Origin of the sequence: Rhodococcus sp. 06-1460-1B, from assembly GCF_002258475.1 — a bacterium.
Classification (GTDB): Bacteria; Actinomycetota; Actinomycetes; order Mycobacteriales; family Mycobacteriaceae; genus Rhodococcoides; species Rhodococcoides fascians.
Genome location: NZ_NOYS01000041.1, coordinates 316,289 through 331,423 on the forward strand (window position 1 = coordinate 316,289; position 15,135 = coordinate 331,423).

Annotated in this window: 12 protein-coding genes and 1 tRNA gene; 10 read left to right on the forward strand and 3 right to left on the reverse strand. The window is 65.4% G+C overall.

Going from position 1 to position 15,135, the window contains the following annotated elements; all coding sequences use genetic code 11:
* Positions 1-4: 4 nt before the first annotated feature.
* Positions 5-331, forward strand: a complete 327-nt coding sequence (locus CH268_RS24425) for a cupin domain-containing protein (RefSeq protein WP_027495987.1) — start codon at positions 5-7, stop codon at positions 329-331.
* On the opposite strand, the gene CH268_RS24430 is transcribed toward CH268_RS24425, so the two are convergent.
* Positions 324-1,184, reverse strand: coding sequence for a universal stress protein (locus CH268_RS24430; RefSeq protein ID WP_094666135.1), 861 nt, complete (start codon positions 1,182-1,184; stop codon positions 324-326). The two genes, CH268_RS24425 and CH268_RS24430, sit on opposite strands and share 8 nt — an antisense overlap.
* 103 nt (positions 1,185-1,287) lie before the next feature.
* Positions 1,288-2,193 carry an acyl-ACP desaturase gene (locus CH268_RS24435; RefSeq protein WP_094666136.1) on the reverse strand — a complete coding sequence of 302 codons (906 nt, stop codon included), beginning with the start codon at positions 2,191-2,193 and terminating at the stop codon, positions 1,288-1,290.
* 334 nt (positions 2,194-2,527) lie between these two features.
* Between CH268_RS24435 and CH268_RS24440 the strand changes: the two genes are divergently transcribed.
* From CH268_RS24440 to CH268_RS24470, 7 genes are all read left to right on the forward strand, one after another.
* A complete protein-coding gene (locus tag CH268_RS24440) occupies positions 2,528-3,760 on the forward strand; it encodes a PucR family transcriptional regulator (RefSeq protein ID WP_027495984.1) in 1,233 nt (410 codons plus the stop codon).
* A gap of 74 nt (positions 3,761-3,834) precedes the next feature.
* A complete protein-coding gene (locus CH268_RS24445; protein WP_176456678.1) occupies positions 3,835-4,539 on the forward strand; it encodes an ABC transporter ATP-binding protein in 705 nt (234 codons plus the stop codon).
* Positions 4,536-7,007, forward strand: coding sequence for an ABC transporter permease (locus CH268_RS24450; protein ID WP_094666137.1), 2,472 nt, complete (start codon positions 4,536-4,538; stop codon positions 7,005-7,007). The genes CH268_RS24445 and CH268_RS24450 overlap by 4 nt, the downstream gene beginning before the upstream one ends.
* Before the next feature lie 152 nt (positions 7,008-7,159).
* A complete protein-coding gene (locus tag CH268_RS24455) occupies positions 7,160-7,786 on the forward strand; it encodes an isochorismatase family protein (RefSeq protein ID WP_176458048.1) in 627 nt (208 codons plus the stop codon).
* A 114-nt stretch (positions 7,787-7,900) separates the two neighbouring features.
* A tRNA-Arg gene (locus CH268_RS24460) sits at positions 7,901-7,976 on the forward strand.
* Between the two features lie 79 nt (positions 7,977-8,055).
* The gene (locus CH268_RS24465; RefSeq protein WP_441346996.1) at positions 8,056-9,438 is read left to right on the forward strand and encodes an HNH endonuclease; all 1,383 of its coding nucleotides are present in this window, start codon (positions 8,056-8,058) and stop codon (positions 9,436-9,438) included.
* 223 nt (positions 9,439-9,661) lie between these two features.
* Positions 9,662-11,044, forward strand: a complete 1,383-nt coding sequence (locus CH268_RS24470) for a DEAD/DEAH box helicase (protein WP_027495978.1) — start codon at positions 9,662-9,664, stop codon at positions 11,042-11,044.
* Positions 11,045-11,073: 29 nt separating this feature from the next.
* On the opposite strand, the gene CH268_RS24475 is transcribed toward CH268_RS24470, so the two are convergent.
* Positions 11,074-12,330: an MFS transporter gene (locus CH268_RS24475; RefSeq protein WP_255182491.1), complete on the reverse strand. Its 1,257-nt coding sequence runs from the start codon at positions 12,328-12,330 to the stop codon at positions 11,074-11,076.
* Positions 12,331-12,369: 39 nt separating this feature from the next.
* Between CH268_RS24475 and CH268_RS24480 the strand changes: the two genes are divergently transcribed.
* Both CH268_RS24480 and CH268_RS24485 read left to right on the forward strand, forming a co-directional pair.
* Positions 12,370-14,400 (forward strand): ABC transporter ATP-binding protein, encoded by a 2,031-nt coding sequence (locus CH268_RS24480; protein WP_255182492.1) that lies wholly within the window; start codon positions 12,370-12,372, stop codon positions 14,398-14,400.
* Entirely contained in the window at positions 14,397-15,134 is a 738-nt protein-coding gene (locus tag CH268_RS24485) for an energy-coupling factor transporter transmembrane component T family protein (protein ID WP_094621639.1), read from the forward strand. Before CH268_RS24480 ends, CH268_RS24485 begins: the two co-directional genes overlap by 4 nt.
* Position 15,135: the final 1 nt, after the last annotated feature.

Below are 15,135 nucleotides of genomic sequence, written 5' to 3' on the forward strand. Positions count from 1 at the left end.
GGCTATGGACAAGAAGTCACTCACCGCACTTGCCCGTCAGCAACTCAAGCTCGCAGTCGGCGCGTCGAGTGGCCGCAGTTCGCAGACGGTGTACGGCGGCCACAGTCGCAAATTGAGGCAGACCGTCGTGGCGCTGGCCGCGGGTAACAAGCTGGCCGAACACGATCTCAGCGGTGAGTCGACCGTCCTCGTCCTCAGCGGCAAGTTGGAGCTGATCAGCGGTGAGAAGACCTGGAAGGGCTCGACCGGCGATCTCCTCGTCATCCCCGACGCACGGCACAGCGTCGAAGCCCTCGAAGACGTCAGCTTCTTGCTGACCGTCGCTATGTGACCGCTTTCCTGACGACCAACACCGGGCAATCTGCGGTGTTGACCAGCGCGAAGCTCGTCGACCCGAGCAGCATTCCTCCGAATCCTCCGCGCCCCCGGTTACCCACCACGATCACCGCTGCCGTTTCGGACAGTCCGCTGAGCACTCGAACGGGGCGATCCTGGGCGACGACGCGTTGGACGTCGACCTCCGGGAACCGCTCTTGCCACCCGGCAAGACTTTCCGCCAGCAACGCTTCCTCGGTGTCGGCGATGGCCTGCCAATCCGCAGGCGCGCGACCGAAAGAGCGCGTCAGATCCACGTCGGACCACACGTGCACCGCGATCAACGGAGCATCACGTGCCGAGGCCTCGGCGAACGCCCACTCGACCGCTACCTGATTGACGTCGGATCCGTCCACGCCGACGACGACCGGGCCCTCGGCGACCGGACGGCCGTCGATGTCCCGGCCGCGTACGACTGCGACGGGTGACACGCTGTGGGCGGCCAGAGAGAGTGTGACAGCGCCCGTTTCGCTCGCTCCGATCACCAGGAGCTCGGCTTGGGCCGATACGCCGATGAGTACGTCCATCACGCCGCCCTCGACGGCACTCGAGGTCACCTCGAACGTCGGGTCGTCGACGACCGACACGGCCAGCGTTTCGGCCGCTGCGAGACGCGATTTAGCCGTGGCGACGAATTCCGTTGCCTCGCCCGCGAATTCGCTCAGATCGACAACGCCCGGCATGTCGACGGCCGTCACGATGTGCAATCGCCGATCCCGTCGCCGAGCGCACAGGGCCGCCCAGATCACAGCCTTGTCGGCCGCAGCGGAACCGTCGATGCCGACGATGATCGGTCGATGCCCTGTCACGTGTCGGCCTCCGGTAGTAGCCCCGAGCCCGGTGGCTCGGTGAATGACGAACAGGGGTTCAGGCTAGTCGATGAATGGTCGCCGAAGGCGTGATGCACTCACGTCAGCTGGCGCGCAGCGCGTCTGCGTACCCCGGAGTTCGGGTGCGGTTCGCCTCGGCTGCCGCGGCCCGGGTGTCGAGATGGACCAGGTAGTCGGCCAATTGGTCGCGGCTGCGGACACCGACGCCCAGGTCGGTCCGCTCGAAGACGCGCCACCGAGCGAGCGTCGGCAGCAGCACCTCGTCGAGATGACGTCGAAGATCGAAGATCCCGTCCCGCTCGATGAGCATGGCGCTCCGACCGAAGCCGGGCAGGTTGGCACCCGGCAACTGCGCGTTCATGACTACTTCGGTGATTGCCGTGACGGTCGGAGCGGGGGCGACGTCGAGCGCTGCCGACACCAGATTCGCAAAGAAGGTGACGTGCAGTTTCTGGTCGTCGACTATCCGGCCGAGCAAGCGATCGGCAACCGGATCGTGGCACTGGTGCGCGGTATTCGTATGGCAGACGCTACTGATCGTTTCGTCGAGGGTCACCTGCGCCAGAGAGCGAAGGAGGTGAGCGCCGTTCATCGGGGAGTCGAATCCCACCGTCTTGCACTGTGCGCGAGCTCGACCGAGTGCCGTCGGATCGACACTGCGGGTGGCGACCAGATAGTCGGTGACGGCTGCAGCATGCCGGGTGCGCTCGGCGCTCCACTCGGCGAGCCAGGCAGGCCACGAGCCGGTGCCCGACGCCGCGACCTCGCACCGATACAGCGGAATGTTCTGCTCGGTGAGGAGATCGGTGACCAGTGCAGCCTTGGCGGCTTCGGTCAGCGGTGACGTACGCGTTCCCCAGTACATCTCGGTCCGGACGAAATCCGTGGGCTGCCAGGAGACAGCTGTCGAGCGGTGGCGCGCGAGGTTGTCGTCGATCGTCGGCTGCAGTTCCCGTAGAACCGTGAACTGCCCGATGTCGCTGCGCATACTCGTCCTCTCACCCCGCTCGTCCGGACCGATCCGAGATCAAAGTAGGCGCGTAGCGCAGGCGATGGGACCGCCTTCTGCATTGTTTAGGGCAAGTCGCAAGGCCCCTCATGGCCCGCTCGAGATAAATCACAACGAGTTTTGCCGAAACCATGGATCACACGTAGATAACAACCTATGATCGATCCTGTTAGAGGCCAGGAAACAAACTCAAAGTTTGAAAAACCTGCCATTTCGGCTGAAGTTGCATACATTCACGACAGGAAGCGCGTTTCTACGCGTGAGTACGTTAGCTCTCTCAAAACCTGAAGAATCCAACACGAAGGGTTGATCTGTGACCGTTCACAACTCGACTGGCCTCGGAATCATGGTCGCAGGGCAGCCTGCTTCGGCTCCCCTTCGCGATTTTCGCGCAGTGGCGCGCCTCCTGGTAGGCCACTTCGCCGCCAATACTCCCTGCGGTTCACTTCCCGGTGAACAACTCCACGGAGACGTCACCGAATTCACAGTCAAGTGCATCAGCATCGCCGTGCAGATGCTCGACGAGCGGCGCGCACCTGCCGAGTCCGACTTGGCCGAACTGCGTGCCAAGGCCAGTCAATGGGCTCGTGAGGGTGTCCCGCTCGAGTCCGTCCTCAGCGTCTACCACGAGGGCATTCAGATCGGTTGGAATCTGGTGTCCAAGCGGGCAGGAGAAGGCGACGCCGCCCAGTTGATCGAGGCTGCACGCATGTTCGTGCTGCTGTCGGAGAAGGTCTCGATCGCGGCCAGCAAGAGCTACGTCGAAGAGCTTCAGGCAGTGGCGAGCGAGCATCACACAGCCGCGCACACGCTGGTCACCTCGTTGCTGAGCGGACACAACGCCGTCTCGATGGCCCGCCAGTCGGGCATCGAACTCGCCGACAGTTACCTCGTGCTCGCACTGTCGGTACCGCCGCACCCCGACGAGAACGACCCCAACATCCAGAAGACGGTGGCTGCACGACGCAAGCTGCGTCGCGTGCAGGCCGAACTGGCCACCGTGTGCGGACGCACTCCCCTGTCGCTGCTCAGCACCGAGGGCGGAACCGTCCTGATCCCCGGCGTCCACGACGACGAGTGGGTCGAGGCGCTGGTGCACCGCATCGGTACCGCCGCAGAGGTCCCCGTCACCGCCACCGCCGAGCAGGCTGCGACAGCCGACATTCCCACCGCAGCAGACCAGGTCCACGAACTGCTGTCCCTGGCTCATCAGCTGCACCGCCCGTCCGGGTTGTACCGGATGGACGACCTGGTGCTCGAGTACCAGCTCACTCGTCCCGGACCGGGTCGACGCCACCTCACCCAGATCCTCGAACCACTCGATTCGTCACCCGAGTTGCTCGAGACCCTCGAGATCCACATTTCGCACGACCTCAACCGTCAGCGCTCCGCCCGGCAACTCCATCTGCACACCAACACCGTCGACTATCGCCTCAAGCGAATCGCACAACTGACCGGGTTCGACCCGACTCGTCCCTCCGGTATCCGCCACCTCCAGGCGGCACTGGTGGCCAGACGGCTCGAATCTTCGCGCGGCGCAGCGTGATCTGAGAACTCCGACCGGTTTCTCGACCCGACGGCAGGTAGCGTCGGAAGTATTCGAGAAGCAGGGGATCATGCATGACGAAGTTGAAGCTCCAGTTGTCCGGCGTGGTCAAGGAGTACCCCACCGGCGAACAACCGGTCCGCGCGTTGGACGGCATCGATCTCACGATCGACGGTGGGCAGTTCGTGTCGCTGGTCGCGCCGTCCGGAGCAGGTAAGTCGACACTGCTGCACATGCTCGGCGCGCTGGACACCCCGACGGCCGGGTCCATCCGATTCAACGACGTCGAGGTCACCACCCTCGACGACAACGCACAGTCCGATTTCCGACGCCATCAGGTGGGCTTCGTCTTCCAGTTCTTCAACCTGCTGCCGACCATGTCGGCGTGGGAGAACGTCGCCGTTCCGAAGCTGCTGGACGGAACCCCCATCAAGAAGGCGAAAGCCGACGCGATGCGGCTGTTGGACATGGTGGGGCTGGCGCAGCGGTCCGAACACCGCCCGGCACAACTGTCGGGCGGCCAGATTCAACGCATCGCCATCGCCCGAGCCCTGATGATGGACCCGGCGCTGCTGATCGCAGACGAACCGACGGGCAACCTCGATTCCAAGACCTCCCACAACGTCCTCGAGATACTTGCCGACGTAGCCCACGGCAGCGAGGGGCGTCGGGCAGTGGTGATGGCAACCCACGATCTCGAGGCGGCTCGGTCGACCGATCGCGTCGTCAGCATGATCGACGGCCGCGTCGACACCGACACCGCTGGTACACCTCGGTGATCGGTACCGCGCTCAGCAGATTTCGCGTCATCAGCCTCCGAGACCTCCGAATGCACTGGGTGCGTTCGCTGGTCTCGGCGGGAGTCGTGGCCGTCGCCGCGGGTTTGCTCATCGCCGTCCTCGGCACCTACGGATCGCTGACCGGATCCGTCGAACGTCTGGCGGTGTCGATCGCAGGCAACGCGCAGTACGAAGTGGTCGGCGTGACCGATTCCGGATTCGACCAGAACGAACTCGACGTCGTACGCGGTGTTGCGGGCGTCGATGCGGCGGTACCCCTGCTCCGCAGCATCGTGCGATCCGATGTCGGCGAGCTGACGGTACTGGGTGTCGATTCATCGATCACGGCACTGCAGTCCGATCTGCAAGGTGCGGTGGGCAGCGCAGCGGGTCTGCTGTCCGACCCGTCGGGCGTATTGGTCGGAGCAGCAACGGGATTGACGCAGGGTGACACGGTCACGATCGCCGACCGACCCACTGCGGTAGTGGGCGTGATCGACGGCCCTGGCACGCAGCGCATCGGTGGGGGCATGTTCGCCGTCACGTTGCTGCCCACCGCGCAGACCTTGACCGACCGGCCGGGCCAGCTCGATTCGATCTTCGTTCTCGGTGGCGGGGACGACCTGCGATCGGACCTCGACGCGGCGTTGGCCGGCCGAGTGTCGGTGATGAATCCGGAATTTCGGGCCGACAGAGCCGATCAGGCCATGAGCCTGACGCGCAATGCGACGCTGATGGTCTCCCTCATCGCGTTCGTCGTCGCGGCGTTCCTGGTGTTCAACGTCATGAACATGGCCATCGCCAAGCGTCGCCCCACCATCTCCCTGCTCCGAGCGGTCGGCGGTCGGCGCGCGGACATCGTCCGCGACCTGTTGGTCGAGTCGGTACTGGTGGGTCTCGTCGGCGGTGCCGTCGGGGTACCTCTCGGAATCATCATGGGCCGCATCGCCATCGAGAGCCTGCCGCCGTTCCTGTCGCAAGCATTCGATGCGCGAATCGAATACGTGTTGCCGAGCTTCGCCATTCCCGTCGCGATCGTGGCCTGCGTGCTGGCCTGCGTCGGCGCGTCCGCGCTGGCTGCCGTTCAGGTGTATCGCATCTCGCCGATCGAGGCATTGGCGGTCGGCGGCGGAGAAACATCCGGCGGTCCGAAGCTGTCGTTCACGTTGGCCGCCACCGTGTTCGGCCTGTTGGCCATCGCCGGATCGTTCGTGTTCGCCGTCAACGTCGACGGGCAACTGACCCTCGGTGCCGGTGCCCTGTTCATGTTCGGAGTCGTCGCACTGTGTGTCGGTGGAACCGGACCGATCGTGTGGGCCACCGGCGCTGTGCCCCGCCGATGGGGTGGTGCCGGACGGCTCGCCACCGCGACCATCGAACGCGCTCCGCGGCGCATCTGGGCGACGGTGATGACCATCGTCATCGCCGTGGGAGTCAGTGTGGGAGTGTCCGGTTCGTTGACGAACATGACCGACTCCGCCGCCGAGTCACTGTCGTCGCTCGCCGACACGGACCTGTACGTATCGATGAGCTCACCCGACGCCATACCGTCGGGCCCGATCGTTCCCACCGCCGTCGACGAGGCCGTGCGGGCGACGGCCGGCGTCTCCCGCGTCGTCGAAGGGCAGTGGGCCTACGCGACAATCGACGACGAGCTGGTCTCCATCCAAGGCGTCGCCGACGGAAGCAACGCGGTGACGCTGGCCTCGCTCCCCGCAGACGTACGCGCGGGATTGCTCGCGGGCGACGGGGTGGTGCTCTCGAAGGCGCTCGGTACGACGCTGGGAGTGACGGCGGGTGACACCATCGATCTACCGACGCCGACCGGGGTGCAGAACGTACGCGTGCTCGATCTCGTGGACTACATCAACGCCGCTGGCGGCACGATGGCGATCTCATTGGAATCGATGCAGCGCTTCTACGACCGCCCGGGTGCGACGTACCTCGAGATCACCGTCGACGGAGACGTTGCCGCCGTACAGGATTCGCTGCGATCGACACTGCCGCCCGAGGCATTCGTGTACACGGGCGCCGCGGCACTCGAGGGCACCAGCGCGGCCATTCGCCAATCCGGTGCGCTCGCCATCGCACTGCAGTGGATCGTCGCACTGGTCGCTGCCGTCGCATTGCTGAACACATTGACACTGTCGGTACTCGAACGTCGACGTGAACTCGGCGTACTGCGCGCCATGGGCGGCGGCCGAGGAACCCTGGCACGCATGGTGCTCGCAGAGGCACTGTCTGTGGGCATCGTCGGCGGTGTGCTCGGCCTCATCATCGGTGCCGGCCTGCAATACCTGAGCACCCTGATCCTCGGTGCCAGCATCGGAATTCCAGTGCAGTACAACGCCAGTTGGACGGTGCTGTTGTACGGACTCGTCGCGTTGGGCCTCTCGCTACTGGGATCGGCTCCGCCTGCGGTACACGCATCACGCCTGAACATCGTGGATGCAATTGCCGCGGATTAGGTGGTGGGGATCGGGCTCGTTCTGCGGTGCTGGGGCCTAGGGATCCGCAAACGCGCGCGCGTTTGTCAGGTGCGAGCGAAATAGACAGCCAGCGGCTGACGACTCTGCGCGCGTCTGGCAAATGCGCGCGCGTTTGTACGAGGATGACCGACGTGGCCACATTCAGCGTCGAAGTAGAGAAGTACGCGGTCGAGACTCTGCGCGACTGTGTGGGTGGTCCCGAGTGGGAGTTGCGGCCCGAGCGCGCGGCACTTCTGGTCCACGACATGCAGCCGTACTACCTGAACGTGCTGCACTCCTCGGTTCATGCGCGGGTGGCTGAGGAAGCGTCGGCGGTGGTCGCGCGCGCCAGGTCTGCCGGAGTACCGATTCTGGCGAGCGGTCCGCGAGCGGCTGAGGCGATCGAACAGCGTGGACTGCTGGGGCCGATGTGGGGGTTGGGCCCGTCTACCGAGGACGTGGCGGTCACCGAATCGGACTTCGTTCCGATCGCGAAGCGCAGCTACAGCGCGTTCTACGCGTCCGATCTCGAGGTCGAACTACGCCGACGAGGCCGTGACCAGCTGGTCATCGTGGGTGTCTTCGCCTCGGCGGGAATTCTCGCGACGACGTTCGACGCTTTTGCCCGCGACATTCAGTGCTTCGTCGGCATCGAATCGGTCGCCGATTACACCGCCCACCAGCACCGCACCGCCCTGAATCTGATCGCATCACTGACCGGTGTGGTGACCAGCAGCGCGAACCTGCTTCACGATCTGCGGTGCGGACCGCTAGACTGACGACCGCGATGTGGGCCCGCTGTGCAGTACGACAGCGACCTACCCGCAACCCGATTGTTCGATTGATCGAAACCTCTGTCCGACAGGGGCTTTAGAGCACTCGTTCGATCACCAGCCTTCGTAGCTCAGGGGATAGAGCAACCCTCTCCTAAAGGGTAGGTCGCAGGTTCGAATCCTGCCGAGGGCACCAGCATCGCTTTTCGGCGCGCACTCTCAGATTTCACACCCCGCCCTGTTGCACTACCTCCCGAACCGGCGTACATTCGAACATGCATTCGAGTACTGGGGAGGAGCTCGTGGTCACAGCTATACCAGAATCACCGCTCACATCCGCTGAGGTGTTGAGGTTCGTTGCGCGTCTGCAGGCGTCCGACATAGTCGTCGACGCAGCAGCAGGCATCGATCTCATCTCTGCTCTCGAAACCGTCAAATGCGTAAGCGTGGCGACCCAAGCCGTGGTGACCGATGCCGTTGCAACCGTGATCAGCACCGAACGTCGTGAACGTGGCAAGCCGAAAGCGCAGTGGCGCACAGGAATTGCGTCGCAAATCGGCCTGGCTCGACGAGAGTCACCCAACCGCGGCGGCACTCATCTCGGGCTCGCTCGTGCGCTCGTTCACGAAATGCCACACACCCTGGCCCGCCTCAAAGCCGGCGAACTGAACGAGTGGCGCGTCATGATCCTCGCTCGCGAAACAGCGTGCCTCACCGTCGAGGATCGCCGGACCATCGACGAACGCCTGTGCGCAGACCCCGCCACCCTCGCCGGTGCAGGAGATCGCACCATCGAGGGTCGCGCCCGCGCACTCGCCAACGAACTGGACGCCGCCTCCCAGGTCAAGCGACGCGCAAAGGCATACGCCGCACGCCGAGTCAGTACGCGCCCCGCACCCGAATTGATGGGATTCTTCACCGCGCTCACCTCGATGGAGAAGACCGTCTGCATGTGGGCGACGCTGCGGCGCGACGCCGACACCGTCATCAACGCAGGTGGCGACACACGCAGCCGCGACCAGATCATGGCCGACCTGGTGTTCGAGCGAGTCACCGGCGCATCGGCCGCTCAGGGTCCACCGGTCACCGTCGACATCGTCATCTCGGATTCGACCCTGCTCGCCGGTGGCGACACGTCCGCATATCTGCACGGCTACGGCGACATCCCGTCGGACGTCGCACGCCAACTCGTGCGCGACGCACTCGACGATGCGCAGGGCAATGAGACGCGCGTCGCATTACGTCGCCTCTATGCCCACCCGAAAACCGGCGCACTGACAGCCGTCGAATCCACATCCCGCGCATTTCCCACCGCATTGGGACGCCTCATCGATCTCCGCGATCGCACGTGCCGCACCCCGTGGTGCGACGCGCCCATCCGACACCACGACCACATCACCGCACACACCGCGGGCGGAGCGACCAGCGCCGAAAACGGTGCAGGCCTCTGTGCCGCATGCAATTACGCGAAAGAAGGCGACGGCTGGACGGCCGAAGCACTACGAGACAAACGGAACGCGCGACATCGCTACAGGCTCATCTCACCCACCGGGCACACGTACGATTCGAGCGCGCCGCCGATGCCGGTGGTCGAGCTCTACAGCTCGCCGGCGGAGAACGTCTACATCGACGGACTGTTCGGCTCCGACGCCGCGTGACCGTCGACCGCGGGAAGAGATCGGGTCCGCACTCGGTTACACTCGGTACAGACGCGCGTAACTGCACGTCAGACGTCGTGGAATGCTCCCGAATCACCATGTGCACCCCGCACAGGCTTCTCTTACGGCGATCGAAACTGCCCACCGGCAGTCTCGCCACCTTGCATCTCGGCCCGAAGGCCCGCAGGTGCAACACCCTGCCCGAAAGGCACTTTTCATCACAATGACGACCCCACAGACTTTTGCTGCACTCGGAGTGCCCCAGGCCATCGCAGACGTACTCGCGAGCCAGGGCAAGACCGAGGCCTTCCCCATCCAGGCCGACACGCTCCCCGACACACTGCAGGGACGCGACGTACTCGGACGCGGAAAGACCGGCAGCGGAAAGACACTCGCATTCTCCATCCCGATGGTCGCGCGCCTGGCCGGCCAGCTCCCCGGCAACCGCAAGCCCGGCCGCCCGCGCGGACTGATCCTTGCGCCGACGCGTGAGCTCGCCACCCAGATCGCCGTCGCGATCGAACCCCTCGCCGCCGCATACTCGTTGAAGGTCACGACGATCTTCGGCGGTGTCTCGCAGGTTCGCCAGGTGTCCGCACTCAAGTCGGGTGTCGACATCGTCGTCGCCTGCCCCGGACGCCTCGAAGACCTCATGAAGCAGCGACACCTGACGCTCGACGGCGTACAGATCACCGTCCTCGACGAGGCAGATCACATGGCCGACCTCGGGTTCCTGCCCGTCGTCACCCGGATCCTCGCCGCTACCCCCGACAAGGGTCAGCGGATGCTGTTCTCGGCGACCCTGGACAACGGTGTCGACAAACTGGTCAAGCGCTTCCTGCACAACCAGATCACGCACTCCGTCGACGAGGCCACTTCACACGTCGAGGCCATGACTCACAGCGTGTTCGAGGTCGACGGCGTCGAAGCCAAGAAGAAGCTGGTTCACCAGCTCGCCTCCGGCACCGGACGTCGCATCCTGTTCATGCGCACCAAGCACCAGGCCCGCAAGCTCGCCAAGCAGCTCACCGACGCCGGAATCCCGTCCGTCGACCTGCACGGCAACCTCTCGCAGGCCGCACGTGACCGCAACCTCGCGGCCTTCTCCTCCGGCCAGGCCCGCGTCCTCGTCGCCACCGACGTCGCAGCCCGCGGCGTCCACGTCGACGACGTTCAGCTCGTCGTCCACGTCGATCCCCCGGCCGAGCACAAGGCTTACCTGCACCGCTCCGGCCGCACCGCGCGCGCCGGAAGCGCAGGCGACGTCGTGACCGTGGTTCTGCCCGAGCAGCGCAAGGACACCGCAGTTCTGCTGCGCAAGGCCGACATCAAGGTCACCCCGATCCGCGTCACCGCCGACTCGCCTGCAGTGGCGAACCTCGTCGGCGAGCAGGCCCGCTACGTCGAGCCTGCACCGAAGGCAGAGCCGGCACCGGCACGCACCGGAGCCCCGCGCAACAACAACGCGCGACGCGGCGGCCCGGCCCGCTCGGGTGGTCAGCCGCGCAGTGGTGGACAGCCGCGCAGTGGTGGACAGCCGCGTAGCGGTGGCGGCGGCCACAGCCGTCGCGCAGCAGGCCCGGCCACGAGCCAGCGCAGCCGCTGACCCGAACCTCGGAAACAGGAAAGCCCTCGCTACGAGGGCTTTCCTGTTCTGATGCTCACCACGGCAGCAACCGCGCACAGGCCGGCCGCGCCGAACCACGCCATCGTGTATGCGCCGGTGGCGTCACGCACGATGCCCGCGACAACGGACGCGATGCCCGCTCCGATCTGGTGTGAGGCGAAGACCCACCCGAACACCAGAGAACCCTTGTCGCCGAACACCTCTCGGCACAAAGCAATCGTGGGCGGAACTGTTGCCACCCAATCCAATCCGTAGATCACCACGAAGATGACGATCGACGGTTGGATGGTCGCCGACAGCAACCACGGCAGAAACAGCAGCGAGATTCCGCGAAAGCCGTAATAGGCCGCCAACAGATACCGCGGATTCACTCGATCGGTCAGCCAACCCGATGCGATCGTCCCGACGATGTCGAAGATTCCCACCACCGCCAGCAGACCCGCTGCGGTGGTTTCGTGCATTCCGTGGTCGTGCGCCGACGGTATGAAGTGAGTTCCGATGAGCCCGTTGGTCGTTGCGCCACAGATCGCGAATCCGAGCACCAACGCCCAGAAGGTTCGTACTCGGCTCGCGTCGCGTAGCGCCTGCACCGCTGCGCGCGCGGGGTTCACGGTCGACACCGCCGCCGGCGGGACGTAGTCGGCGGGTGCGCCGTATGGAGTCACGCCGATATCGGCCGGCATGTTGCGCAGCCACCGCAACACGAACGGCACCACGATCAACGAGCCCCCGGCGATGAGGAACGACGCTGCGCGCCAACCGGATCGGTCGACCAGCTGTGCGATCAACGGCAGAAAGATCAACTGCCCCGTCGCGCTGCCCGCGGTCAACACGCCCGAGACGAGCCCGCGACGCTGCACGAACCATCTATTCGTCACCACCGCCGCGAACACCAGAGCCATCGACCCGGTGCCCAACCCGATCATGACGCCCCACGTCAACACCAACTGCCACGCCTGGGTCACGAACACACTCAGAGCGCTGCCCGCGGCCACGACGACCAACGCCGTCGACGTCACAGCTCGGATCCCGAAGCGCTCCATCAACGCCGCGGCGAACGGTGCCGTCAGACCGAACAGCACCAGGTTGACGCCCACCGCCAGCGACAGCATCGACCGCGGCCAACCGAACTCTTCCTGCAGCGGCACCATCAACACGCTCGGTGCGGCCCGGAACCCCGCCGCACCGACGAGAGCGAGGAAGGCCACCGCGGCGACGATCCATGCCGGATGAAGTCGCCTGCGGGTCGCGATCTCGGAAGTCACGCAGACAGTGTGCCTCAGTCGAGCTGGCACACTGGAGCGGTGACCGTCAGCGCTGCCCACCGTCCCGAGTCCGGGCCCCTCGGTCCGCAAGAATTGGCGACCGCTGCGGTGATGAGCAGCTTCACCGTCGCGCTGACGGTGATCGGCGTGCTGGTGCCGATGGCGGCGATTCTGCAGGTTGTCGCCGCTATTCCGATGTCGGTGGTGGCCCTGCGCTATCGGACGCGAGCATTGGTCACCTCAGCGGTGGCGGGCATACTCGTAGGATTCGTCGCGGCCGGCACTCAGACGGCGCTCACCGTGGCCAGTGCGGCATTGCTGGGCGGTCTGGTCGGCCGGGCGAAACGCCGGAAACAAGGCCTGTTCGGCGTGCTCGTCACGTCGGCAATCGTCGGACCGGCACTCGGAGCCCTCGCGGTGCTGTTGCTGCTGATCCTCGTCCCGTTACGGCAGCTGTTTCTCGAGACGCTCCGCAACACCATCGAAGGCATCTCTCGACTGTTCGAGCGGGTATCCGCCCCGCAGGCCATCCCCGATGTCATTCGCAGCAGCAGCACAGCGGTACTCGACAACTGGTGGTGGTGGGTCGGCGGGTCCATCGCATTCGGCATCGTCACCGGAACTCTGTTCGCGTGGCTGATCCTCACCGCCATCCTCGATCGCCTCTCGGCCATCCCGACACCGGAGCCGTTCGTCTCGGGCATCGACGACGAGATCGCGCCACTGCCCGTCACCCTGACCGCCGTGGGCTACCGATATCCCGGCAGCAGATCGGCAGCGTTGAGCGGCATCGACCTGCACATCGAACCGGGAGAATTCGTCGCGATCGTCGGCCACAACGGATCCGGCAAATCCACGCTGACGCGCATTCTCGCAGGCCGTGAACCCTCCGAGGGCTCGGTGACTCGTCCCGGCTCCACCGGACTCGGCCGGTACGGCGGCACCGCAGTGGTGTTGCAGCGACCCGAGAGTCAGATCCTCGGCACCCGCGTCGCCGACGACGTCGTATGGGGACTGCCACCCGGCGACTCCCGCCCCGACGTCGACGCCCTGCTCGATGAGGTGGGGTTGAGCGGCATGGGTGCTCGCGACACGGCCTCGCTTTCCGGCGGCGAGATGCAGCGACTCGCTGTCGCCGCGGCCCTGGCTCGGCGTCCCGCTCTGCTGATTGCCGATGAGGCAACCGCCATGATCGACGCCTCGGGCCGAGAGCATCTGGTCTCGCTACTCGCGGCACTGCCCCGTCGGCACGGGATGTCGGTCGTACTCGTCACCCATCATGTCTCGGAAACCATCGCCGCTGATCGCGTCGTACATCTACACGAGGGCATGCAGGTGGAGCACGACACTCTGTGGATGCAGACCAGGACCGGCAACGCTGCTGTGCTGCACGACAATTCGATCCCGCGCCTGCTCGAACTACGCGACGTGCGGCACGTCTACAACAGGCGCACCCCGTGGGCACAATCGGCGTTGAACGGCGTCGACATCACCGTCAAGCGAGGCGAGGGAGTTCTCGTTCTCGGCGGAAACGGTTCGGGCAAGTCGACTTTGGCGTGGATCATGGCCGGCCTGACCGGGCCCACCACCGGCGTCGCGCAGCTCGACGGCAACGTGATGACGTCGCGAGTCGGGGACGTCGGGCTGGCCTTTCAGCATTCGCGCCTGCAGTTGCAGCGGCGCACCGTCTCCGAGGACATCGCCGCGGCCGCGGGGCCCGAAACCGGCTCTGCCACAGTGTCGGCCGCGATGGATGCCGTCGGTCTCGACCGGTCACTGGCCGCACGCGACGTCGACTCGCTCAGCGGCGGGCAGATGCGACGCGTGGTGCTGGCCGGTCTGATCGCTCGTCGACCCCGCATCTTGGTGCTCGACGAGCCGCTGGCCGGACTCGACCCGCCCGGACGCGACGACATCATCGGCGTCCTCGCCGGCCTGCGTGAGCGCGGCGTATCGATCGTGGTCATCTCGCACGACGTGGACGGTATGGACGCCGTCTGCAGTCGAACCATCACGATGGCCGACGGCCACATCGTCTCCGATTCGATTCATGGGAGCGTGCATTCGTGACGACCGTCGTACTGCGCCAGGTTCCGCGGTTCTCACCCATTCACCGGCTGTGGGCGGGCACCAAGCTCATCGTGGTGTTGCTGCTCAGCATCACCCTCGTCGTGGCTCCGACGTGGCCTGCCCTCGGCATCGTGTTCGCGCTGCTGATCGTCGCGGCTGTCATCGCCCACATTCCGATCACGGCTCTACCTCGGCCACCGTGGTGGATCTGGGCGCTCTTCGGCGTCGGAGCACTGATCAATCTGCCTATCGGCGGCGCAGCGGTTCTGCTGTACTTCCGTGCCACGCTGTTCGTGTTCGTTCTGCTGGGTGCATCGATGATGATCGGGTGGACGACGTCGATGAGCGACATCGCTCCGGCGGTGTCGAAACTCGGTGCACCGCTGAAGAAGCTGAAGCTGCCGGTGGACGAATGGGCGATTGCCGTGGCGCTGAGCCTGCGGTCGCTTCCGCTGCTCATCGAGGAGATGCGCACCCTCAACGCCGCCCGACGGCTGCGACCGAAACCCGTGGTCAACAGTGCGTCGGACAATTCGCTGGTCGACATCGTGACCACGGTGATGTCGGTGGCCATCAGGCGCGCGGACGAGATGGGTGAGGCCATCACCGCACGCGGGGGCACCGGCATGATCACCGCCACCGAGGCACGTTTCAAGGGCTCGGACGCGGCGACACTGGTGGTGGTGACGCTGGCCTGCGCGGCCGCGATCACGATCAGCTTCCTGCTGCGGTGAG